At 51.5% G+C, this 23,789-nt stretch carries 22 protein-coding genes; 9 read left to right on the forward strand and 13 right to left on the reverse strand.

Translation table 11 applies throughout. The features are described 5' to 3' along the window. Positions 1-94: 94 nt before the first annotated feature. The 6 genes from AC6I1F_RS00560 to hydF all read left to right on the forward strand — a co-directional run bounded on the left by AC6I1F_RS00560 (position 95) and on the right by hydF (position 7,301). On the forward strand, positions 95-1,963 hold the full coding sequence (locus tag AC6I1F_RS00560; RefSeq protein ID WP_160334179.1) for an AMP-dependent synthetase/ligase: 1,869 nt from the start codon (positions 95-97) through the stop codon (positions 1,961-1,963). A 32-nt stretch (positions 1,964-1,995) separates the two neighbouring features. After that, the gene (locus AC6I1F_RS00565; protein ID WP_202074505.1) at positions 1,996-3,339 is read left to right on the forward strand and encodes a coproporphyrinogen III oxidase family protein; all 1,344 of its coding nucleotides are present in this window, start codon (positions 1,996-1,998) and stop codon (positions 3,337-3,339) included. A 233-nt stretch (positions 3,340-3,572) separates the two neighbouring features. Next, a complete protein-coding gene (locus AC6I1F_RS00570; RefSeq protein ID WP_160334178.1) occupies positions 3,573-4,925 on the forward strand; it encodes a [Fe-Fe] hydrogenase large subunit C-terminal domain-containing protein in 1,353 nt (450 codons plus the stop codon). 16 nt (positions 4,926-4,941) lie between these two features. Beyond that, positions 4,942-5,292, forward strand: coding sequence for an iron hydrogenase small subunit (locus AC6I1F_RS00575; protein ID WP_290432506.1), 351 nt, complete (start codon positions 4,942-4,944; stop codon positions 5,290-5,292). Further along, positions 5,285-5,977, forward strand: coding sequence for a cytochrome b/b6 domain-containing protein (locus tag AC6I1F_RS00580; RefSeq protein ID WP_160334176.1), 693 nt, complete (start codon positions 5,285-5,287; stop codon positions 5,975-5,977). The genes AC6I1F_RS00575 and AC6I1F_RS00580 overlap by 8 nt, the downstream gene beginning before the upstream one ends. Before the next feature lie 94 nt (positions 5,978-6,071). Beyond that, a complete protein-coding gene (gene hydF, locus AC6I1F_RS00585; RefSeq protein ID WP_160334175.1) occupies positions 6,072-7,301 on the forward strand; it encodes a [FeFe] hydrogenase H-cluster maturation GTPase HydF in 1,230 nt (409 codons plus the stop codon). A 20-nt stretch (positions 7,302-7,321) separates the two neighbouring features. Here the strand turns inward: hydF and AC6I1F_RS00590 are convergent, their stop codons facing one another. Further along, a complete protein-coding gene (locus AC6I1F_RS00590) occupies positions 7,322-8,950 on the reverse strand; it encodes a peptide chain release factor 3 (RefSeq protein WP_160334174.1) in 1,629 nt (542 codons plus the stop codon). Positions 8,951-9,127: 177 nt separating this feature from the next. On the opposite strand from AC6I1F_RS00590, the gene AC6I1F_RS00595 reads away from it, so the two are divergent. After that, on the forward strand, positions 9,128-10,414 hold the full coding sequence (locus AC6I1F_RS00595; protein WP_160334173.1) for a solute carrier family 23 protein: 1,287 nt from the start codon (positions 9,128-9,130) through the stop codon (positions 10,412-10,414). A gap of 64 nt (positions 10,415-10,478) precedes the next feature. Beyond that, complete coding sequence (gene mutY, locus AC6I1F_RS00600; RefSeq protein WP_160334172.1) at positions 10,479-11,459, forward strand: A/G-specific adenine glycosylase; 981 nt, start codon at positions 10,479-10,481, stop codon at positions 11,457-11,459. Positions 11,460-11,469: 10 nt separating this feature from the next. Here mutY and rapZ read toward each other — a convergent pair whose 3' ends face one another. From rapZ to AC6I1F_RS00650, 10 genes are all read right to left on the reverse strand, one after another. Beyond that, entirely contained in the window at positions 11,470-12,330 is an 861-nt protein-coding gene (gene rapZ / locus AC6I1F_RS00605) for an RNase adapter RapZ (RefSeq protein WP_290432507.1), read from the reverse strand. 15 nt (positions 12,331-12,345) lie between these two features. Further along, the gene (hprK, locus tag AC6I1F_RS00610) at positions 12,346-13,284 is read right to left on the reverse strand and encodes an HPr(Ser) kinase/phosphatase (RefSeq protein ID WP_160334170.1); all 939 of its coding nucleotides are present in this window, start codon (positions 13,282-13,284) and stop codon (positions 12,346-12,348) included. Between the two features lie 6 nt (positions 13,285-13,290). Next, on the reverse strand, positions 13,291-13,776 hold the full coding sequence (locus AC6I1F_RS00615) for a PTS sugar transporter subunit IIA (RefSeq protein ID WP_160334169.1): 486 nt from the start codon (positions 13,774-13,776) through the stop codon (positions 13,291-13,293). Positions 13,777-13,819: 43 nt separating this feature from the next. Next, positions 13,820-15,157, reverse strand: a complete 1,338-nt coding sequence (gene rpoN / locus AC6I1F_RS00620; RefSeq protein ID WP_251569671.1) for an RNA polymerase factor sigma-54 — start codon at positions 15,155-15,157, stop codon at positions 13,820-13,822. Positions 15,158-15,162: 5 nt separating this feature from the next. Next, positions 15,163-15,930: an LPS export ABC transporter ATP-binding protein gene (gene lptB / locus AC6I1F_RS00625; RefSeq protein ID WP_160334167.1), complete on the reverse strand. Its 768-nt coding sequence runs from the start codon at positions 15,928-15,930 to the stop codon at positions 15,163-15,165. Then, positions 15,927-16,520 carry a lipopolysaccharide transport periplasmic protein LptA gene (gene lptA / locus AC6I1F_RS00630; RefSeq protein ID WP_160334166.1) on the reverse strand — a complete coding sequence of 198 codons (594 nt, stop codon included), beginning with the start codon at positions 16,518-16,520 and terminating at the stop codon, positions 15,927-15,929. Before lptA ends, lptB begins: the two co-directional genes overlap by 4 nt. Positions 16,521-16,616: 96 nt before the next feature. Further along, the gene (gene lptC, locus AC6I1F_RS00635) at positions 16,617-17,201 is read right to left on the reverse strand and encodes an LPS export ABC transporter periplasmic protein LptC (protein WP_290432509.1); all 585 of its coding nucleotides are present in this window, start codon (positions 17,199-17,201) and stop codon (positions 16,617-16,619) included. Then, on the reverse strand, positions 17,202-17,732 hold the full coding sequence (locus tag AC6I1F_RS00640) for a KdsC family phosphatase (protein ID WP_251569673.1): 531 nt from the start codon (positions 17,730-17,732) through the stop codon (positions 17,202-17,204). Continuing rightward, entirely contained in the window at positions 17,732-18,712 is a 981-nt protein-coding gene (locus AC6I1F_RS00645; RefSeq protein ID WP_160334163.1) for a KpsF/GutQ family sugar-phosphate isomerase, read from the reverse strand. Before AC6I1F_RS00645 ends, AC6I1F_RS00640 begins: the two co-directional genes overlap by 1 nt. Before the next feature lie 118 nt (positions 18,713-18,830). Further along, a complete protein-coding gene (locus AC6I1F_RS00650) occupies positions 18,831-19,559 on the reverse strand; it encodes an amino acid ABC transporter ATP-binding protein (RefSeq protein ID WP_202074509.1) in 729 nt (242 codons plus the stop codon). Between the two features lie 152 nt (positions 19,560-19,711). Between AC6I1F_RS00650 and AC6I1F_RS00655 the strand changes: the two genes are divergently transcribed. Beyond that, complete coding sequence (locus tag AC6I1F_RS00655; protein ID WP_251569674.1) at positions 19,712-20,164, forward strand: acyl-CoA thioesterase; 453 nt, start codon at positions 19,712-19,714, stop codon at positions 20,162-20,164. Here AC6I1F_RS00655 and AC6I1F_RS00660 read toward each other — a convergent pair. Then, complete coding sequence (locus tag AC6I1F_RS00660) at positions 20,161-20,916, reverse strand: enoyl-CoA hydratase-related protein (protein WP_289162770.1); 756 nt, start codon at positions 20,914-20,916, stop codon at positions 20,161-20,163. The two genes, AC6I1F_RS00655 and AC6I1F_RS00660, sit on opposite strands and share 4 nt — an antisense overlap. Before the next feature lie 106 nt (positions 20,917-21,022). After that, positions 21,023-23,692, reverse strand: coding sequence for a bifunctional acetate--CoA ligase family protein/GNAT family N-acetyltransferase (locus AC6I1F_RS00665; protein WP_289162767.1), 2,670 nt, complete (start codon positions 23,690-23,692; stop codon positions 21,023-21,025). Between the last annotated feature and the right edge of the window lie 97 nt (positions 23,693-23,789).

The following is a 23,789-nucleotide window of genomic DNA, read 5'->3' on the forward strand; positions in this document are numbered from 1 at the left end:
AAAGAAGAAATTTTTTCGCTGCGGATTTGTTAGGGTAAACACGGATTTTTTACGTCGTTAAATACTTATTTTTATGTTTAGCCTAGCAGGTATTATGGGAGATAGTATCGTGACAGATAGCAAGGAAGAGCGAGCTAGGGCTCTTGACGGGTTAACAACACTGTGTGAATTTTTCCAGAATCGGGTCTGCAAAGGGCCTTCGGACGAGGCTTTACGGGAATTCAACAAATCGACAAAGGAATGGGTTTCCGTTACCTACAGCGAGCTTGGAGAAAAAGTTTTGAGCTGGCGCAAAGCTTTTGCCGCTCTCAACCTGAAGCGAGGCGATCGTGTCGCGATGCTTTTGCCCAACGGCGTCAATGCTGTTTGTTTTGACCAGGCGGCGATGGCCAATACTCTTGTCCCGGTCCCGCTGCACGCAATTGATACTCCCGCATCGAGCGCATATATTCTCCAGGACAGCGGCGCATCCGTTCTTGTCACCGACAAAGTTTCCAAGTGGGAAAAAATTAAAGAAGCCGGATTTGACCTTTCGGCGCTGAAGAAGGTCATCATTACCGATGATGAAGCGCCGTCAGGCGGTATGGTCAGCGCGCTTGCGGCCTGGCTTGCGTCGGCCTCTCAGAATGCCGATCTTCCGGACTCTCCGACCGAGCAGGATTTAGCCTGCATTGTGTACACCTCCGGAACGACCGGCAGACCCAAAGGCGTCATGCTGACACACAAAAACATTACGAGCAATGTTCGCTCTACGCTTGCTCACGTGAAGCCGGAAGTCGGTGATATCTTCCTCTCTTTTCTTCCTCTTTCCCATATGTTTGAGAGGACGGCGGGCTACTATCTCGCGCTGGCAACCGGCTCTACGATTGTTTTCAATCGATCGCTTCAGTACTTGGCGGAGGACTTCAGGATTGCCAAACCCAATGTTCTGATTTCCGTTCCCCGCGTATATGAGCGTATCTACGGAAAGCTCAATAAAGTGCTTTTGGATAAAGGTCCTGTCGCCAAGAAGGTTTTCGAAACGGCAGTGAACGCCGGCTGGAGAGTGTTCTGCAGAAAGAATCGAATTCGGGTGGCGTCGTCAGTGCCCCCGCTGATTGATTCAGTGACGAACAAACTGATCGGCGGGAAAATTTCCAGGACGCTTAAATCCCAGTTCGGCGGCCGTCTTCGTGTTGCGATCAGCGGCGGGGCATCTTTGAATCCGGAAGCGGCAAAAGTGTTTTGCGGACTCGGTCTTCCCGTCATTCAAGGTTACGGCATGACGGAGACTTCTCCGATTATCAGCGGAAATAACGTAACGGATAACGATCCGGCCACGGTTGGAAGAGCGCTGAAGGATGTCGGAATTCGTTTAGGCGACAAGGACGAGATTCAAATTAAGGGCGACTTGGTGATGCGCGGATACTGGAATCGCGAAAAAGAGACCAAGGAAGCCTTTACGGAGGACGGCTGGCTGCACACAGGAGATCAGGGCCGTTTTGATGAGGACAGGCGTCTGAAAATTGTCGGCAGAATCAAAGAGATTATTGTGACGTCGACCGGTGAAAAGATTTCTCCGGTGGATATCGAGAGTGCGGTGGAAACGCTTCCTTTGGTGAACCAGTGCTATGCCGTAGGAGACGGGAAGCCCTATATTGGAGTATTGGTTTCCTTGGATTGCGAGCGGTGGAGCGCTCTTGCTTCTTCGCTGCATTTGGATCCGAAGGATCAGGTTTCGCTCACCGCAAGCAGCGCCAAGAGCGCGGTGCTTCAGCAGGTAAAAAAGGCCTGCAGGACCTTTCCGGCATACGCTGTGCCGCGAAATGTCACGCTTACGCTGGACGAGTGGACGATTGACAACGGTCTGCTGACACCGACGCTGAAGCTGAAGAGAAAGCCCATGAACGAAAAATACGGATCGCTGATTGATGACATGTATATGGGGGCCAAAAAAAGTTCACATGCCGCGAATAACCTATAATTCTCGGTCGAACTAACGTAGTAAGAGTCATCATGGAAAAATCAACGGAAACGATCCGCACTGCGTACAAAGGAAACGCAAAGCACGAGAAATCAGAAGCAATTGCACCGGGCTGGATGCTGAGGGCGACCGAAGCGGTCATGCAGTACTACCTGGACAAAAATCTGACTCTGGATCCCTGCATTCTTCAGGAGTTTCCCAAACCGCAGGAAGGTCATCAGTACATGATGTACGCGCACATTCCTTTCTGCAAGACGCTTTGCTCTTACTGCACATTCCATCGTTTTCTGTTTAAAGAATACAAAGCCCGTGAATACTTTGTGAACCTGCGCAAAGAGATACAGTCGGTTCATGACATGGGGTACAACTTTACTTCGCTTTATATTGGCGGCGGTACGACAACTGTTCTGATGGATGAGCTTGTTAAGACGATCGAGCTCACCCGTACGCTCTTTCCCGGCATCAAGGAGGTTTCCTGCGAGACGGATCCTCAGGTAATGGGCGATCCGTCCATTTCGATGCTTAAAGGATTAGTAGACCGCATGTCGATCGGTGTACAGAGCTTTGACGACGGAATTCTGAAGATGACCGAGCGTGATAAGTTCGGTACCGGCAAGCAGGTTTTCGACTACATCCAAAAGGCTCAGGAGCTTTTCCCGATCTGCAACGTTGACATGATCTTCGGTTTTCACGGACAGACCAACGAAGTTCTTCGTTCGGATTTAGCCAAACTGCTTGAGCTGTCGCCGCGTCAGATTACTACTTATCCTCTGATGGTGACGAGCCAGACAAAACGCAGCGTCAAGGACAAGATCGCAGCGCCCCCGGAAATTATGGCTGAGCAGTATCGAATTATTCTTGATACGCTCTGCCATGACTACACGCAGCTTTCAAGCTGGGCGTTCGGCAAGTCCAACAACGAGGGATTTGACGAATACGTTATCGATAACGACGAATATCTCGGCGTAGGCTCCGGAGCGTTTAGTTTTCTTGGTGACACGCTTTATGTGAATACATTCTCACTGAGACGCTATAACGAGCGCATCGGATCGGGAAGAAACGGTGTTGAAAGAAAGCGGACGTTTGATAAGTTCAATGTACTTCAGTATCGTCTTCTTTTAGGTCTTTTCGCAGGGCGTCTGAACCGCCGCTATTTCAAAGAAGTGCACGGCGTCAATCTGGATAGAGCTTTGTTTAAAGAAGTTCTGGGACTGAAGCTGGCAGGTGCCATTAAAGAGAATCCGGACGATCCCAACCAGTTTATTGTGACTGACAGAGGCAAACTGCTGGGACTGGTCATGATGAAAGATTTTTACTCGGCGATGGATAATATTCGCGCAGAACTGAGAAAACCTCTCAAAGAATCAGATATGTAAGACGAAATGTCCGATTAAGAGATATGTCTTATCGGATAAACCCTTATTTTCCCCATTTTCCAAGGGTAACTACCTAGACTTTACGTATTAGACCAATTGAGTCGATGTAACTCAGCCCGTAAACTGATGTATAAGGTTTTTATATTGGTCCGGCTGTCACTTTTGTGTACAGCGTAAACAAGAATTTTTCGGATCAAATTTTTATTTCCCATTTCAAGCTCTGGAGTTGAAAGATGGCTACTATGAACGTAGTGACTTTCCGTCCGCCGCAAGGCTGCCGCGGTGAAGACGGACCGGAATATCAGGGTAATTTCCGCAAAGGCGAACTGCGCGGGATTATTAAGATTAACAAAGACAACTGTGTCGGCTGCGATACATGCCGCAAATTCTGCCCGGTTGATGCGATTACCGGCGGTCTCGGCAGCATTCATAAGATTCGTGATGACGCATGCGTTAGCTGCGGACAGTGTCTGAGCGCATGTCCCTTCGGCGCGATTGAACAGATGTCCTTCGTCGAGGACGTTCTCAAGGTTTTGGACGATCCGAAGAAATTCGTGGTTGCTCACCCGTCTCCCGCGGTTCGCGTGGCGCTTGCTGAAGAATTCGGCGGCCAGCCCGGCGATCTCTGCACCGAGCAGATGCTTAACGCTTTCGAAAAAGCAGGTTTCACTGTTTACGACGTGAACCAGACCGCTGACCAGACTATTCTGGAAGAAGGTACGGAATTCATTAAGAAAGTCAGATACTGGTGCTTAGGCGAAAGAAGCCCTGAAGTGAACCAGATGGCTCATCATCCGCTGCCGCATTTCACCAGCTGTTGCCCCGGCTGGGTCAGAAACATGGAAATTAACTTCGCTTCTGCGATTCCTCATGTTTCCACAACTAAGAGCCCGGTTCAGATGGGCGGCGCGCTCGCCAAGAGCTGGGCTGCCAAGCACATTTGGAACAAGGATCCCCGCGATGTCGTGATGGTTGCTGTTACTCCCTGTACAGCCAAGATTTACGAAGCGAGCCGTCCTGAGTTTGTCGACGCATGGAAGTGGAACGTGGAACACGGCTATCTGCCCAAAGACACTCCCGCCTTCCCCGATATCGACTACAGTCTGACCACTCGTGATATCGCCGAACTTCTGCGCCGCAAAGGTATCAATCCGCTCACAATGCCCAAGACTCATGAAGTCAAGACAATGGAAAAATACACCGGTGCCGGGACGATTTTCGGCTGCTCCGGCGGTGTTATGGAAGCGGCTCTGCGTACAGCTTACGCAATTCTCTCTGGAGAAGAGCTCAAAGATCCGGACATCATCACAGTTCGCGGTATGAACAACTCCCTCGTTGAAGCCACTATTCCGATTCCTCTGAAAGCTCAGGGCGGAAAGATCTTCGAACTTCGCGTTGCGGTTGTAAACGGCGCGCTGCAGGATCTGCACAAAGTTATGAAGATTATCAACGAAGACAAGGATCGCTGGCACTTCATTGAAGTTATGAACTGCCCCGGCGGCTGTGTCAACGGCGGCGGTCAGCCGCTCCAGGGCGCCGGTTCCGCTTGGCTCGCTCCGACAACTCCGCTGCCTGTCAAACTCTAACTAGGGTGAATATCAAATGAGCAAATATCAATATACCGAACGTGATGTACCTGCCCTGTTAGGTCGTCGTGGATTCCTCAAGGTTATCGGTCTTTGTGCGATCGCAGTTGTCGCTGCCGGCGCAGCGATCACGAAGCTGATCACTTCCAGAAATAAGGTGATTCTTGACCGTCAGGCCGGTTTGTATGCCGATGACAAGCGTCTTCAGAAGATGAAGCTGACTTCTTCTCATGAAAACGATGTTTGCTGGCAGGTTTATAAGGATATGAACGGTAAACCTGTTGAAGGCGAAATGTACAAACTCAACCATACGCACTACACACCGCGCTCTCAACTCGCTATGACGGAGGCCGAACATCATGTCTAACGCTGAAATGCAAGGCGCACGTATTCTGCGCTTCCACACTTCCGACAAAGTATTCCACTCTATCAACGCGATCTGCTGGTACGCTTTGTTCTTCACAGGCGCCATCGTTTACTTCGGTAACATGATGGGCAAGATCTCCGATGAAACAGCCAATCTTCTGATGGTTTGGCACATTTGGCTCGGCGGTCTGTTCACGCTGAACTTCATCGGCTATGTTCTGTTCGCTCCGGAACGCTTCGCAGTGACGATGAAGAACCTGCTCGAGTGGGACAAGAACACCATTCTTTGGTTCAGAAACTTCGGCGGCTATCCGCGTCGTTTCTTCAAGATCCCCTTCGGACCGGTTGAAGTTCCGCCCCAGGGCCGTTACAACGGCGGCCAGAAGATGAGCTATCTCATTTTCATCGCTGCGGTTGTTTACCTCATCGTCACCGGCTGGCTGCTTTGGATGGGTGCACCTCTTCTCGGTAAAACTGTCTTCTACTGGCTCTTCATGACCCACGTTTGGGGCAGCTTCATCGTGACAGCAATGGTCACCTGCGCTCATATTCCTCTGGCGCTCCTTTCCATGGAACACTTCAAAGGCATTTGGCGCATCGGTTCCGGCGACATCTCCTACGAGGCCGCCGAACACCACGCTCCCACATGGGTTCAGCGTGACGTTATCAAGGTCGTTGAGAAATAATTTCTCGTCGGATTGATTTCAAGAAAGGGGCTTCGGCCCCTTTTTTTATGGCTTTAATCTTTATACTGAAAGTTCTTCAAGCAAGGTGCTTATCATGGCAGAAATGAATCAGAGTCCCAGAGGGACACGAATTCACATCGGTTTGTTCGGCAGACGAAACGCCGGAAAGTCGAGTGTGATCAATGCGCTTACGAAACAGAAAATTGCGCTGGTCAGCGACATTGCTGGTACAACGACCGATCCTGTCTACAAAGCGATGGAACTACTGCCGCTTGGGCCGATCATGCTTATTGATACTGCGGGTATCGATGATGTCGGCGATTTAGGAAAGCTGCGCATCGGCAAGACGCGGGAAGTCATGACTAAGACAGATGTCGCGCTCATTGTGATGGATGCGGCAAACCCTTTTTCCGAATTCGAAGAAAAACTCATTGAAGAGTTCAAAAGACTGGGAACGCCTTATTTACTGGTTCTTAATAAGTGCGATACCGTGCCGTCTGCAGACGAGATTGCTGAGAAACTTCAGGCGGAGGTTAAAGAAGAATTCATAGTCGTCAGCGCGCTGAACAAAAGCGGCTTTGACCGACTTCGCTCGGCAATTCTCTCTGCGGCGCCGCGCGCTTTTGAAGACAGGCCGCTCATTCGGGACCTTTTGAACCCGGGCGATACCGTTGTGTTTTGCGTGCCGATCGACACAGCGGCGCCCAAGGGCAGACTTATTCTGCCTCAGGTTCAGGCGCTTAGAGACACTCTGGATGCCAACGCGAACGCGATTGTCGCAAAAGAAAACCTTATTGCCGCTCAGCTGGATAATCTGAAAACTCCGCCTGCCCTTGTCGTTACCGACAGTCAGGTGTTTGGCAAGGCTGCGAAAATCGTTCCTAAGGAAATTCCTCTAACATCTTTCTCGATCTTGATGGCAAGAAATAAGGGCGATCTGACAGGGCTTGTCGAAGGTGCCAAAGCGATTGAATCACTTAAACCGGGAGACAAAGTTCTGATCGCGGAAGCCTGTACGCATCAGTGTCAGGCTGAAGATATCGGACGTGTCAAAATTCCCGCCTGGCTGCAGGAGCATGTCGGCGGAGAGCTGTCTTTTGAATGGTATACCGGAGACTCATTTCCGGAAGATGTCAGCGACTATAAACTTGTGATTCACTGCGGCGCCTGCATGATCAACCGCAGAGCGATGCTTTCCAGACAGCGGCAGTGCAGAGAGGCAGGTGTGCCGATCGTGAACTACGGAGTTCTGATTGCGTATATAAAGGGAATACTGAAGCGCGTGCTTTCTCCCTTCCCGGAAGCACGGGAAGCGCTTTCGTAAAGGCTTCCCGGCAGATCGGATTAAATCGCAATATCCGTGTCGGTGTGTTTGAGCTTCTGACCGTGTTCTCGGGTGACGTGGAAAGTCACCTGAGGCCAGTGTTTCTGTGTGGTCTGAAGGTTGTATACGCTTGTCGCAAGGTACACCGGATTGCCTTCCGCGTCTTTTGCAAGGCGCAGAGCCTGTTCCCGCTCAAAATCTTTTTTCGTCTGTTCATCCGGGTATGTCAGCCAGCGGGCGGTTGAGATCGGAGTGTTTTCGTAGATAGCGTCGACGTTGTATTCGGTCGCCAGACGCTGAGCAACGATTTCAAACTGAAGTGCGCCGACCGCGCCGAGAAGAAGGTTGCCGAGTTCATCTTCGAACACCTGAATCGCGCCTTCTTCGCCGAGTTCTTTCAAGCCTTTATGAAGCTGTTTTGCTTTGAAAGGGTCTCTGGCGCGTGCGCTTCTGAACAATTCCGGAGCAAAGTAAGGAATACCGGTAAAGCCGAGTATTTCGCCTTGCGTTAGGGTGTCGCCGATGTGAAGCTGTCCGTGGTTATAGATACCGATAATATCTCCGGCAACAGCGTCGGTCATAAGGACACGGTCGTTGGCCATAAAGGTCAGAGCGTTAGGAATCTTCATATCCTTCTGTTCACGAACGTGGTAGACCTTCATGCCGGGTTTGTACTCGCCGGAGCAGACGCGGAAGAACGCGATGCGGTCACGATGTTTCGGATCCATATTGGCCTGAATCTTGAAGACGAAGCCGCTGAATTTGGCTTCATCCGGTTCAACCATGCGTTTGCCGGCATCACGAGGCTGCGGAGTCGGAGCCCAGCGAATGAGCGCGTCCAGGACGTCCTGCACACCGAAGTTATTGACACCGGAGCCGAAGAAGACAGGCGTTTGGTCACCGGCAAGGAAACGTTCCAAGGAGAAAGGTTCACTAGCGCCCTGAATGAGCTCGATGCTTTCTCTGACGTTCCCGATTTCCAGCGGGAACAGCTGATCGAGCCTCGGGTTATCCAGTCCCTCAATAACTTCGACATCGTCGCTAAGTTTCTCGCCGCCCGGAGTGAAACGGACAAGCTTATTGTCCAGAAGAGAGAACACACCTCGGAAAGTTTTTCCCATTCCAATCGGCCATGTAATCGGGGCACACTCGATTTTGAGGACGTTTTCAATTTCTCCGAGCAGATCGATCGGGTCCTGGACCTCGCGGTCCAGTTTATTGATGAACGTAATAATCGGAGTTTTACGCAGACGGCAAACTTCCAAAAGTTTAATTGTCTGCGCCTCCACGCCCTTGGCGGCATCGATAACCATGACTGCGCAGTCAACGGCGGTCAGTACTCGATAGGTATCTTCCGAGAAGTCCTCATGTCCCGGGGTATCGAGAAGATTGATTACGTGATCGTCGTACTCAAACTGCATAACGGAGCTGGTGACGGAAATACCGCGTTGTTTTTCAACTTCCATCCAGTCGCTCGTTGCATGACGGCCGGCTTTACGTCCCTTGACCGCACCTGCGAGCTGAATTGCTCCGCCGAAAAGAAGCAGCTTTTCGGTAAGAGTTGTTTTACCAGCGTCAGGGTGAGAAATAATCGCGAAGGTTCTTCTGCGTTTAATTTGTTTTTGCGTTTGAGAGCTCAGCTCCGGCATTTTGTTGTCCTGTTTATCGATAAGTCACGAATTTTACGTCAATTTTCGAAGAGCTCTATTATCGCACCGACGGAATTATTTATCTTCGTAACAGGAAAAGAAGAAAAGAACGTATTAAATGTGATTGTTAAGACTTTATTAATTAGAATGTACGGAGCATCCATCTAGTTAAATCAAATGAAAAATTCATACTTTCCAAAATGGTCCGTGAAGACGGCAGGCGTTATTGCGCCTGATGAAACACTGCCCTTAGGCCAAACGCTTGCCATGGGCATTCAGCATGTTGTGATTATGTTCGGCTCAACGGTTCTAGCGCCATTAATTATGGGCTTGGACCCGAATGTTGCGATTTTCATGAGCGGTATCGGAACGCTGCTGTTCTTCCTGGTGGTTGGCGGTCACGTCCCGAGTTATCTGGGTTCAAGTTTCGCGTTTATCGGGGTCGTTATTGCGGCTACCGGTTATGCCGGCAGCGGACCGAATCCGAATATTCCGGTTGCGATGGGCGGTGTTATCGCCTGCGGTGTCGTGTATGCCTTGGTCGGTCTCATTGTTATGTTTACCGGAATCAAATGGATTGAGCGGCTGATGCCTCCGGTTGTCACGGGTTCCATCGTTATGACGATCGGCCTTAATTTGGCGCCTGTGGCGGTAAAAGGGATGGGTACAACGACTTTTGAACAGTGGTATGCCTCTGCAGCGGTTCTGATCATGGGGTTTGTCGCTGTTTATCTTCGCGGTTTCCTGCAAAAGCTCCTGATTCTTGTCGGTATTGTGATCGCGTATATCTTCTACTGGATCCTTACGAACTTAATGGGTCTGGGCAAGCCGATTGATTTTCAGCCGCTTTATGACGCCAGCTGGTTTGGCTTTCCGCATTTCTCCGCTCCAGTTTTCCAGCCTGAAGCGATGATCCTCATTGTTCCGGTGGTTGTTATTTTGATCGCAGAGAACTTAGGACACATCAAAGCGGTCAATGTCATGACGCATAGAAATCTGGATCCCTATATCGGACGATCATTCTTCGGTGACGGGTTAGCGACTATCATCGCTGGTTTCGGCGGCGGCCCCGGCGTGACCACATACGGAGAAAACATTGGCGTGATGGCGGCTACCCGCGTCTACTCTACCTTGATTTTCCCCGTAGCCGGTCTGTTTGCGATTCTGCTAAGCTTCTCGCCGAAGTTTGGTGCGGTCATTCAAACTATCCCAGGTCCGCTTCTCGGAGCGGTTTCTGTGGTGGTATTCGGATTTATTGCCGCTGCCGGTGTGCGCATCATGATTGAAAACAAAATTGATCTTGCCAGCAGCAAGAACTTAATCGTGACTGCGGTTACACTGATTATCGGCGCAGGCGATTTCTCTCTGAAGATTGGCGGTTTTGAACTTGGAGGCATCGGTACAGCGACCCTTGCCGCAATTCTGCTCAACCTCATTATGGAAGACAGAAAGCAGTCGGCCTAATCATTTTTTAATTTTATTCAGCCGCCCGATGTTTCATTGAGGCGGCTAATTTTTTTTGATTTGAATGAAAAAGAGCGATCCCGCACGAGCGATTATTGAGTGGCAGAAGCAATTCGGCCGACATGATTTGCCCTGGCAGCAAACCACTGAACCTTATCCGCGCTGGGTTGCTGAAATCATGCTTCAGCAGACTCAGGTAAAGACTGTTATTCCTTACTATTTGAAATTTATGTCGCGGTTCCCGACAGTTAAAGCGCTTGCTAAAGCCGACCGGGAGGAAGTATTTCAGCTTTGGGCAGGGCTCGGTTATTACAGTCGGGCGGAGAATCTGCATCGCTGCGCACAGGAGGTCGCAGAGCGATACAACGGAGTTTTCCCGACAGAGATATCGGATCTTGTGACACTTTCAGGTATCGGCCGTTCAACAGCGGGAGCGATACGCAGCGCATGTACGGACATTCCGTCTCCGATATTAGACGGTAATGTCAAACGGGTTTTATCCCGTCTGCTGCTTATTGGTGACGGGCTCAGTGCATCAGCACTCGATAAGAAGCTGTGGCTTGCAGCCGAAGAGATCCAGCCTAAGGAAGAGGGAAGAGCCTATGCACAGGCAATGATGGATTTGGGCGCGACTGTTTGCGTCAGAAACAGACCGCGCTGTGAAGTTTGTCCTCTTCAGAAAATGTGCCGAGCATGTGCCGAAGGACTTCAGGAAAGCTATCCGCCCAAAAAGAAACGCGCTCCTGTGCCGGAAGAACCGATCCATATGCTGATCTACGTCAGGGACGGAAAAGTTCTTCTAATCAAGAGAGAAAGTCGGTACTGGAAAAATCTTTGGGTCCTTCCTGAGGCGCAGGTTTTGCCTTCAGACGCCCGCGAATGCGGATTCATCACGCATCGGCTGACGCACCTGAAACTGATGATTTCGCTCAGTACGGTTCCGCTCTCGTCTCCCCCCGAAGGTCGATGGTTCACATTGGAAGAGCTGACAAACGCAGCTGTTGCGACGCCTTTAAAGACGTTCTTACTGGAATTTCTTGCTTAGGCAGGAAAAATTATTTTGCGGCGTCGAGCGTGCGGTGGCGCGTAATGACGCCCTCACAGCGCTCGGAGAAATATTTTCCGAGCTGCTCGCAAATATAGACGGAGCGGTGCTGTCCGCCCGTACAGCCGATTGAGACCGTAAGGTAGTGCTGATTCTGTGCTTCGTAGTGGGGAAGCCACTTTTCCACAAAACCACGGATGTCTTCGAACATGCTTCGAACGAGAGGTTCCTTGCTGAGGAAATCGATAACCGGCTGATCTTTTCCGTTTAGCGGCCGAAGCTCTTCAACCCAATAGGGGTTAGGAAGGCAGCGAACGTCGAAGACCAAGTCACTGGCGATCGGCAGTCCTTTTTTGAACCCGAATGATTCGAAAGTGAGGAGGATGGCGCCTTTTTTGGCGTTGACGAAGCTGCGCACCCAATGCTTCAGTGTGTTGGGGAGCATTCCTGTGGTGTCAATGATATGCGCGTCATCCATGATCGGCTCGAGCAGTTTCCTTTCTCTTTCAATCGCTTCAACCAGCGTTTCGGGAGAATCTGAGTCGGCTTGGCTTAGAGGGTGCTGACGCCTGGTCTCGGAATATCTTTGGACAAGCGCATCTGTTGAAGCTGTCAGGCACAGTATCCTTAAATGCACACCGGAAGCGACCAGATCTTCAAGATCGCGGCTGAGCTCGGAGAGTGAAACATCGCTGCGTGCATCCAGTGAAACGGCAAGATGCTCTCTTCGGACGGAATGAAGATGCTTTGTGACAGGCACGACATATTTACCGGGCAGATTGTCGATACAGTAGTAGCCCAGATCTTCAAGCTGCTTCAGCGCGATTGATTTACCGCTTCCGGACAGGCCGGTCACCAAGATTAACTGCATTTCAAGTCCCCGTTTTTACAAGCCGTCCTCGGCCATCATAAGTTTGCGCTGCCGCTGGAAGAATTCCTCAATTGTGTTGATTCCCCGCAGCTGAAGGATCGCGCTTCGAACGGCGGCTTCGACCAGCACGGCAAGGTTTCGTCCGCCGCCGACCGGAATGATCATTTTTCTGATCGGCTGTCCGAGCACTTCGGTGAACAGTTCTGTCTCGGGCAGTCTTTCCATGAGTTCGCCCTGATCAAACTGCTTGAGTTCAGCCACAAGGTTAAGCCGCATTTTGCGGCGTACCGCAGTTTCTCCGAAGATTGTTTTAATGTCGAGCAGACCGATTCCACGGACCTCCAGGAGGTTCGCAAGTAACGCGGGCGCCGATCCCTCGACCCAATCAGGCGCTCTTTGAATGAAATCGACCACATCGTCTGCGACCAGACCGTGTCCTCGTGTGACTAATTCCAAGCCAAGCTCGCTTTTGCCGATGCCGCTTTGACCGGAGAGGAGAATGCCCATGCCGAATACATCCATAAAAACGCCGTGCATTGAACAGCTTGGCGCAAGCAGGCGAACAATGTATTGTCTTACGAGTGTCAGGACCCGCTCCGGCGTTTCCGAAGTGCTGAAAACAACCAGATCGTGTTCTATCAGCGCCTGCACCATATCCGGCTGCAGGCTAAGGTTAGCGCAGAGGACAAAGCCGAGAGATTTGTCTGAGGCAAGTTTCGCGATCAAGCTCTTTCGGGATTCTGAGCCGATTTGATCAAAGAATGCGATTTCAGCCGGTCCGAGAATGTGTAGTCGATCCGGGTGAATAATGTTTAGGAATCCGACTGCGAGTGTCGGATAGTTAACAGCGTTGGGCGAGAGCTCAATCGAATCTCCCGCATGAGACTGGCCGTAGAGCCAGTTGAAATCAAACTTTCGCTTGCAGAGGGTGAAGAGCTGCTGATAAGTTGCCATAAAAATCTAACTCTCACGTTTATCCGATTCGTACTTCTCAGCGCACCATTTATTCAGAGCTTCGCAAAATTTTTCCGAAGTGTTGGCCTGAGATAATTTTGTTCGGATGGATTCGTCGGAAAAAATTTCCGCGGCGCCGGCCAGAAGTTCAAGATGTTCGCTGCAGGCTTCTTCCGGAGCCAAGAGAAAGAACAGACTGTGCGTCGGTTCTTCTCCGGCGCGGGCGGGTTCGAGCTGCCCGTGCAGCCGGATGAAAAGGGCGCATGGCTGACTTAGGTTTGGAAGGCGGCAGTGCGGCAGAGAAATTCCGTAGCCGAGATAAGTAGAGCCAAGCTTTTCCCGCGCGATGAGTGCGTCGAACACCTCCTTGCGATCCAGTCGGTAAATCAGCGACAGAGCTTGAGCGGCTTGTTCGAATACACGTTTCTTACTGCTCGGTGAAATACCAAGCAGAATATTTTCGGGCTTTAGAAGCAGGCACAGTGCATTCATAATGCGTCACTCGATTTGATCAATCAGTTATTGTAAACGTGAATCAGCGAATTTTTTTACGCTGAGAAGCCGGTGCGATTCCAAGTGCATCGCGATATTTAGCGACCGTTCTCCGTGCGGCGGAGAACCCTCGCTCAGAGAGAAACTCGGTGATCTTCGCGTCTGAGAGTGGCTTAGAAGGATTTTCAGAGGCGATAAGTCTTGCAATTTCGTTTTTGACTGCGATTGATGAAACCGCTTCATTGGAGTTACCGATTTGCGAAGAGAAGAAATATTTCAGCTCAAAGACGCCTCTTGCGCACTGCAGGTATTTTCCTGAAACGACTCTGGAGACGGTTGACTCGTGCAGCTCAAGTTCGTCTGCAATTTGGCGAAGGACCAAAGGGCGCATGCAGAGCGGTCCGGATTCAAAAAAATCGGATTGCCGCCGCACGAGCGCCTGAGTGACGCGAAGCAGTGTGATACGCCTATGTTCGATGTTTTTGATCAGCTCGGATGCTTCATGGAGTCTGTCTTTCCACAGCTGGTCATGACAGCTGTCGGTGACGGCCTCAGCATAAATTCGGTTAAGCCTGACTTTCGGCAGCGAAGCATCGATCAGTTCGGCGCACCAGCCTTCGCCTGTCTTGCGAACAAGAATTTCCGGAGTGACATAGTTAATAGAATCCGTTGAAAATTCTGAGGCAGGATGCGGTGTTAGAGCGGCAATCAGGCGAACAGCCTCTTCCAGCTCCTTGGATGCGCATCCGAGGAGCGGGCGAATTTTATCGAAACTTCGTTTCGCGAGCAGCTCCAAATGCTCTTGGACGATTTGAGAGGCCAGCGCGCAGATTACCGGATCAGACTGCATTGACAATCTGCGATGATTCAGCTGGATTAGCAGAGATTCTTTGTAGTCGCGGGCACCAATTCCGGAGGGCTCGAAACTCTGCAGCAGTTTCAAAGCGGCCTTCCAATCGGAGAGCCTGATTTCAGCCGGCATCTTTGCCTCCTCTGCGAGCCGTTCAATAGGCGCGGAAAGGAAACCGTTGTCGTCCAATGAGCCGATAAGCCAGGCAAGAAGACTTTTTTCTTTATCCGAGAGAGAAAGACAGCCGACTTGCCGCAGTAAATGCTCAGCCAGACTTTCCGGATGTTCTTTTCCCTCCCAGGGTTCCTGATCGGAGGCGGTGCCTTCCCAGCGCAGCTGCTGATCCGAGTCGAAACTGTCGGCAGCCTCTTCACTCGTATCGGAGACTTCAAGCAGGGGGTTTTGATCAATTGCTTCGTTAATGAGCTGTGTCAGCTCAGCGGTTGAAAGCTGAAGGATGGATATGGCCTGTCTCAGTTCCGGCGTAAGCGCCATGCGCTGAGACTGCTGCAGTGAAAGCGTCTGAGCCATAGCTCCTACATAGAGAAATTATCGCCGAGGTATGCGTTGCGCACGAGCGGATTTTCCACGATTGCCTCAGGTTTTCCGCTGGCTAGTACGCTTCCGTCGCTGATGATATAGGCGTGGTCGCAGATGCCGAGTGTTTCGCGTACGTTATGGTCGGTAATGAGGACGCCGATGCCGCGTTCTTTTAAGTAGTGAACGATGCGCTGGATTTCGATAACTGCGATCGGGTCTACGCCGGCGAACGGCTCATCGAGAAGAATAAATCTCGGTCTTGCGGCGAGCGCTCGGGCAATTTCCGTACGGCGTCTTTCTCCGCCAGAGACGGTCGGAGCCAGATTGTTTCGGATATGCGTGATCTGAAGCTCGTTGAGCAGGTTGTCCAGTTCTTCCTTAATTTGTTTCTTTGAGAGCGCAGAGCCGTCCGGATTAGTTTGAAGCTCCAGGATCGCCTGAATATTTTCTTCGACCGTGAGCGTACGAAATACACTGTTTTCCTGCGGCAGATACGTAATGCCGATACGCGCGCGTTTATAAATCGGAAGGTGCTGAATCGACTCGCCGTTCAGAAGGATTTGGCCGCCGTTGGATGCGACCAGTCCGACAATCATATAGAACGTAGTTGTTTTGCCGGCTCCGTTCGGTCCGAGCAGTCCCACGACTTCGCCGCTGTGCAGCCGCAGAGAGACGTCTTTGACAACCGTTCGCTGTCCGTAGATTTTCTTTAGGTTGAGCGCTTCAAGGACATTTGCTCCGTCCAGACTGTGTTTCTCGCTCATCTCTTAATTCCTTTGCTCGGCTGAAGTTCGATCGGTTTAGACGCGTCGAAATTGCTGTCGCGCGGCGCAATCACAGTGGATACTCTGCCGGCTGAGCCGCGATTCTTGCTGCCGACAACGTCAGCGGTGGATGTAGTCATGTTGTAGGTAATGACAGTTCCTCTGCTTTCGTCTTTCATGACGCCGTTTTCCGAGCGCGAGACCTGAGCATTGTTGGTCAGAGTGAGTTCATTGGTTTTTTCGTTGTACGTCAGTTTGTCGCCCTTGCCGTGCATCCATTCTTCGACGCCGGGTGTTTTTTCATCTTTACGCTGTTTGAATGTGACGAGCTTTCCCTTTTGAGGCGTCATAACCGCGTGGCGATAGCCCTGAGGATCGATTGTCAAAACAAGTTTCGCACCGCGGATTTCCAAGGTCCCTTGATGGACGGCCACGTCGCCGGTGTAGACCGCGACCTGTTTCACATCGTCGCCATCGAACTTGTCAGAGAAAATTTGGATCGGCTGAGACGAGTCGGCGCTTTCGGCTGAAGCGATTCCCGGCAGAACTGAGCATAAGGCAAGAAGGATGGAGAGGGGCAGTTTTTTCATTTTATTCAGAAAGAAAGTCACTTCAAAGTTAACTTAGTATCCTACTACAAGTCTTAGAAAGAATAACGAAAAGACAGGCGCAGAAGAAGCGTTTTTCTATCGCTGAACGTTCCTGACTGTGTTCGGCTGGAGGGTTGTCTGAACTCTGGAGCGAAGTTTAAATGTTCGGTCCACGTTGTCATAGTCAAATCCGACGCCGTTGGAGGTGTCTTCGCCCCGATAAAGCGTTGCAGGTTTGTCTGACGAATAGATATTGTCATCCGGGTAGGCGTCGAGCTGAGAAGTGGTAAGTCTGCTTGCCGGAGAGCCGTTCTTTGCGGCCTGGCGGATGTCCACATTGTCATAGAAGTGAATCACGGCGCCGCCTTCCACCATCTTGGCAGTATCGCTTCTGGCTGTGACCTGAGCCTCGTTCGGATTAAGGGAGGCGTATTCCGGAAGAACGGCATCGGCATGTCCGTCCGAATAATGTTTCACTTCTTTGGCGAAAACTCTCGCGCTGGCTTTGCCGTCCTTGTCAAACTTGGTAATCGTAATGTCGCGGGCGATAAAGTCCGGAGACTCCAAGTCTGACAGATGCGTGATGTTTTCAAGTTCGGCTTTGACGGAGTACCAGTAGCTTAATCCGCAAAGCAGGACCAAGAGTCCAAGAGCGATGCAAGAGATAAAGTGGTCTTTCATTTAGATTTCCGTGTTGAATCTTTTGCGGACGACATATTCCATTTTGTCCTGAGCCTCGAGGATGAATTCTGCGAGTTCGCGGACGGCGCCTCTGCCGCCGGGCTGAGCGGATATCCAGTCAGCTTCTCTCAGGATCATAGGAACAGCATCTGAAGGCGCGGCTGAAAGGGCAACGAGCGGGAAAAGGCAGAGATCAGGGATATCGTCTCCCATGTATGCGGTTTCAGAAAGCTTGACGCCTGCGCGAGCGCAGATGTCTGCCAAGCCGTCACGCTTATCTTTCTGGCCCTGCATCAGAAGTGTTATTCCGAGTTCTTTAGCGCGCTCCGTCACAATTGTGGAGGTGCGGCCCGTACAGATTGCGACCTGGATTCCCGCATCCTGCAGGAATTTAATGCCGAGTCCGTCACGGACGTAGAACTCTTTGAACAGTTCTCCCTCTCCGGAAATCACAATGGAGCCGTTTGTGAGGACTCCGTCCACATCTAGGCAGACCAGTTTGATATTTTTCGCGATATCTGTCGGTTTCATTAGATCACCTTTGCCGTCATCAGATCGTGCACATGGAGAGCGCCGATGAGGTGGTCGGCTTCATCCACGACCAAAAGCTGGTTGCGAAGCGTGGATGTAAGTATTTTGGCCGCCTCTGCCGCCAGAGCGGAAGGGGCAACGGTTGTCGGGTTTGCGGTCATGACTTCAGCGATCGGTACGGAACGGATGTCTCCGACCTTCTCGATCAGGCGTCTGAGGTCCCCCTCAGTGAAGATTCCTTTGACCTTGTTGTCCGAATCGACAATCGCGGTCATGCCGATGCGTTTTTTGGTGATTTCCTTAACCGCATCCATTACGGAAGCGTTTTCCAAGACGACAGGCATCTGATCGCCCTGGCGCATGAGATCGGATACGTGGATAAGAAGTCTTCGGCCGAGTGCGCCGCCCGGGTGAGAGCGCGCGAAATCTTCCGGACCGAATCCTTTAGCGTCCAAGCAGGCGATGGCGAGTGCGTCGCCCATGGCAAGCGTCGCGGTAGTCGATGATGTAGGTGCCAAGTTGAGCGGGCAGGCCTCACGTGTGACATGAATGTTCAAATTGACGTTTGCTTCACGGGCAAGTGTATTGTCGTCCGAGCCGGTGATGGAAATAACCGGGGCGCCTTCGCGAATTACCGTCGGGATAATCGCCAGCAGTTCAGAGGAGGTGCCGGAGTAGGAAATCGCAATGACAACGTCTTCTTTGGTAATCATTCCCAGGTCGCCGTGCGCGGCTTCTGCGGCATGCACAAAGAAAGCGGGGGTTCCGGTAGAAGCCAGGGTCGCGGCGATTTTACGTGCGATATGGCCGCTTTTTCCGATGCCGCTGACGACAACTCTTCCTTTGCAAGAAAGAAGCAGTTTCACTGCTTTGACAAAGGGCTCTCCGAGTCTGTCGGCCAGAGCTCGTACTTCATCAGCCTCTTCGATCAGCACCTGCCGGCCTAAGTTCAGAATTCCTTCTTCAGAAACCACGTTCATTGATCGTTCCTTATCTAAGCCCGCCCATCTCACATCAGCGCAGGCAGTAATTTATTGGAATAGATCATTATAGAAGGTTGTGCAGGTTCTCGGACTGCAAAATTGTGCTGTGTATGTCTCAGTGCTGCAGAATTTTTGCGAGGAATTTCTGGGCACGATCGCTTCGTGGTTTCGTGAAGAACTCTTCAGCGGGGGCCTGTTCGACAATTTCTCCCGCATCCATAAACAGAACCCGATTTGCGACTTTCCGTGCGAATCCCATTTCGTGCGTGACGACCATCATGGTCATTCCTTCCTTAGCGAGGCCGATCATTACGTCCAGCACCTCGTTGATCATTTCCGGGTCAAGCGCGGAAGTCGGTTCATCAAACAGCATGCAGACAGGATCCATTGCCAGAGAGCGGGCGATGGCGACGCGCTGCTGCTGACCGCCCGAGAGCTGTGCGGGGAATTTCGACGCCTGTTTTTCCAGGCCGACGCGGGCAAGCAGCTCCAGACCTCGCTTTTCAGCTTCTGCGCGGCTTCTTTTCAGCACTTTCATCTGAGCGAGCGTCAGGTTGTCGCTGACAGTGAGGTGCGGGAAGAGTTCGAAATGCTGGAACACCATACCGACTTTTGCTCTAAGACGCGTGAGGTTGGTTCCCGGGGCGCCGATGTCGATATCGTCAACAATGACTCGGCCTTCCTGATAATCTTCAAGTCCGTTGACAGTGCGCAGCAGAGTCGATTTTCCAGATCCGGAGGGCCCGCAGATGACGACAACTTCTCCTTTTTCTACTTTTGCGGAGCAATTTTTCAGTACTTGAAAGTCGCCGTACCATTTACTCACGTTATCTATTTGAATCATTGGCATTTGAATCTCTCTTTTCTCTTTTAGAAAAGTATACCGTTGAGAAAGCCGTGTAATCCTAGGCGGCGTATCGAATACTTTCTTCGAATTAATTTTGATGCGTTTTCGGTTTTACAATCTCGAGCAAATTTCAAACAAAAGGAGAAAAAATGCCCAATCAGGTCGATGCGCTTCCCAATAAACAGCCTGCAATCCGAGTCATTGCGATGCCGCCCGACACAAATCAGTATGGGGATATTTTCGGCGGATGGATTATGAGTCAGGTGGATTTGGCCGGCTCTTCCATCGCTTCGCGCACAGCAGGATGCAGAACCGCGACTGTGGCGGTAACAAGTTTCACATTCAAAGAGCCGGTTTGGGTCGGTGATGTTGTTTCTTTTTATGCGACGGTGATAAAAGTAGGCAACACCTCCATCACGGTTGACGTAGAAGTCTATGCGGAGCGTCTGCACAAGGACAATCACCGCATCGTAAAGGTGACGGAGGCCAAGCTTGTTTTTGTTGCGCTCGATAAAAACGGGCGTCCTCAGCCGGTTTATCGTCCTGATAATCCGAATCCGGATTCTAATCCTAATCCGGAAGAGGGCACGTTTTGGTTTTAGTCTTCGAACTTAGGGCTGCGTTTTTCCAGGAAAGCGTTAAACGCTTCGATCGTTTCAGCATTTCCTTCGAGCTGATCGGCAATTTCCGTTTCAAGCTTGCGCTGCTCGCTCAATCCGCTGAGATAAGCCGCTTTGAGCAGACGCTTTGTCGCCTTCAGAGCGGTTGGCGGAAGCGAAGCGAGGCGGGCAGCTGCCGCGTCGGCCGCAGCGGTGACTTTCTCGTCGCTGACAATGTGGTTAACAATGCCCATAGCAACGGCTTCTGCTGCGCTGATCGGTTCTGAGAGAAGCAGCTTCTGCGCGGCGAGTTTGTAGCCGGCGCTTTTTACCGCAAGCAGGCTGATGCCGTATTCCGGAGTCTTACCCAGAGCTAGCGAGGGAAGAGAGAACATTGCGTGTTCTCCGCAGAAAATCAGATCGCAGTGGTAGAGCAGAGCTGCGCCCTCGGCCACAGCCGGTCCGCAAACAGCGGTTACTATTGGTTTGGTGCAGGCATCCAATGCGTCGATGACTCTGCGGAAGGACTCAAAGAGCTCCTTGTCGCCTTTGACCTGAGCCTCGATGTCCAGTCCGGCGCAGAACACGTTGTTCTGTCCGGTGAGCATGATCACCCGAACGCGATTGTCTTCGCTGAGGTCGATTAACTGTCTGCTGAGTTCCTGGCACATTTCTGTGTCAAGTGTGTTTCTCTTTTCCGGACGATCGATGGAGATCTTCGCGATGCTTCCTTCGATTGTTGTGACGATAGCCATAATCAATTATCTCCAATAACGTTAAGGCCGCCTTCGCAAAGTTCTGCGGCGCGGCCGATTTTTTTTTATTCTGAGTTAAAACTGTCTGAAAGACTCCGTTTTCTGACTAATTCGAGTCAGCAGACGTATCCAGAACAAACAGATCCACATGCGGATCGTTCTCGTCAGTTTCTCTGCGATAGCCGCGCTTGCCCATCATATAGGCCATGCTGTCGTTGCCTTTGAGCACATATCCGATGAGTGAACGAACGCCCCGAGCCCTTGCTTCAGCCTCAAGTTCCGACATCAGAGCAGAGGCGATGCCTTGCCCCTGTTTATCTTCTCGGACAGAGATTCCGAATTCTGCATCCTCTCCGTTCGGAAGCAAAGAGAAGCGCGCCTCAGCGACGACTTCGTCTCTGTCCTGTTTGTTTTCCAGTGCAAGAATTGAGAACGTTCTGTCCGGGTCGTAACTGAGCGAGGATGCGGCAGCGATTTCCAGGGAAGTGTTCGCGCTGTGGAATCGAAGTCGGCGGCTGTTGTCCGAAAGCGAGGTCAGGTAGCTTAAGAAAGCCTCTTTATTTGCCAAGGAGGCGGAGCAGAACTTCAGGAGTCCGAATCTGCCGGTTTCTTTTTTCTCAGTCGGGCGCCGGTAAGGCAGAATGAGATGAGAAGCCTTTTCGTCAGAGCGAAGCTCGTCGGAGCCGATGACACAAAGAGCATCGAGCACGATGGCATCGCTTTGTCCGCACAGCAGAGGGTCAATTTCTATGGACCGGAGTGCGGGAATTTCCACTGCCAGTTCAGAAAGTCTGATCAGGATACGAATAATCGCTTCGGTATCACAGCTGCCTAAGCCCTTATATGCGCCGAGCAAGGTTTTGAAAGGTTCCTGCGCGATCATCCGCTTCGCATCATTCAGCGACAGCGGAACAAAACTGAAGACACTTGCGCCGCAGATCGGTCCGTAGAGGCCTCCGACCTGCAGGTAAACGATCGGGCCGAAGTGCCGAGTGATCTTCAAGCCGACTTTAAGTTCTCGCTTATTGTTTGTGTCTAATGTTTTTTGGAGGAAGACGCCGAAGCGCTCCTCCGCGCTGAACATTGAGGCCACTCGTTCTTTAAGGCTTTTCCAAGCGTTTTTGAGCTCTCGTTCGCTGCGCACGCCGAGTATGACGCCGCCCGCTTCGCTCTTTGACACGAGGCCGTCCATTCGAAGTTTCACTGCAAGCGGAAAGCCCAAGGCTTTGGACGCTTCAATGGCTTCTCCGAGGGAGCCGGCGGAAATGCCGGCCGTCGTTTCAATTCCGATACTCGCGAGCAGTTTTTTCGCTTCTTCCTCGTAGAGAAGGCGATGGTTCTGAGAGACCGCTGTGCGCACGATTTTCCTCGCGCCTTCGAAGTCCTCACTTTTAATCGGCTTGACGGAGAAGGTGCCGAAAAGGCTGTCCTGCTTTGACTGTCGGTACTCGCTAAGGAGTCTCAGGGCGATGCAGGCGCCTCTCATATCGGAGACGGCAGGAATTCCCGCCGCACGAAGTTTTTGGATCGCGGGCATATTAATTTCCGCGCCGATCCAGGTCATGATGAACGGCTTGCGGGATTTTTCGACAGTCGAGATGATGAGATCCGTAAACTCCTCAGGGTTGAAAGCCGGTGTAATCACAATACCTGCGATCATGCCGCCGCACTGAGGCAGCGATAGGAGCAGCCGGATGATTTCCGCGGTTTCGGAAGCCGAAGCGCCGAGACCGACATTGATCGGATTCGCAAACGGGAAAGAAACATGGAAATCGTCACGGAGCTTTTGGGCGGTATCGCTGTCGATGGACGCAGATTTAAGTCCGTTTCGATAGGCGTGATCCGCCAAAAGCGAGTCCAGGCCCTTGCTGTTGACGAGGCCGAATAAGGTGTCCTGAGTTAGCTCACGTCCGGCCGTGAAGACTTGAATTGCGTAATTGAGTTCCCGTAATGAATTGACCAGCAATACGCCGGAGCGGCGCGGTGCCTCTTCCATCACTCCGTCTTCATCTTCTCTGGCACCGCTGTTGTTGATCACAATGTCGGCCGATCCCGCAGTTTGACCTCCCTTGAGCAGGATGACCGGTTTTTTCTGCGATGCGGCTCGTATAGCGGACAGCAGTTTTCTCGGTTCGGAGAACGATTCCAGGTAAAGGGCGATGCATTTGGTCGCATTGTCGTGCGCCAGCATATCGATGTAATCAGCCGCGCTTAAAGTGCGCTCTAAACCGGGGTCTATCACGAAAGAGAAGCCGTCTGTGATGTTCATCATGCAGCAGGAGAGACCGGGCGACTGGCTGACGAGTCCCACGGAGCCGGCTGTCGGCATCTGAGGGAAAAAGGATGCGTTGATTCCGGCTCTCGGACAGATAAAGCCGAGGGACTGGGGGCCAATAATTTTGATTCCCGAGGCCGCGGTTTCATCGATCAGTCGGGTGATTTCGTCGGTCAGCTCTGATTTTGAGAATCCTCCGCAGAGCATAATGAAGCGGCAGTTTTTCTCTACAGCCTGCGGGATGGCTTTCAGATAAGTTTCAGGCGGCGAGACGATAATGACCAGGTCGGCATCAGAGCGGATCTGAGTCACGGACGAGTAGCAGCGTGCGCTGCCGATCTTCTTATATTTCGGATTGACGGCGTACAGTTTGGCTTTCGGCGACGCTGCCTGAAGATTGTTCCAGATCAGGGTCCCGTAACTGCCTTCCCGCTCACTGGCTCCGATGACGACAATGTTTTTCGGGCTGAGCAGACCGTTTAAATAGTGACTGAAATCCATTTTAATGAGCCCTCTAGGCGCAGACTATTCGGACTAATTTACCGCAGGGCGCGTTAATTCTCAGAAATTAACGCATCAGTTTCCGATATTCGGATAT

The organism is Parasutterella sp. St.1A3, assembly GCF_059728705.1.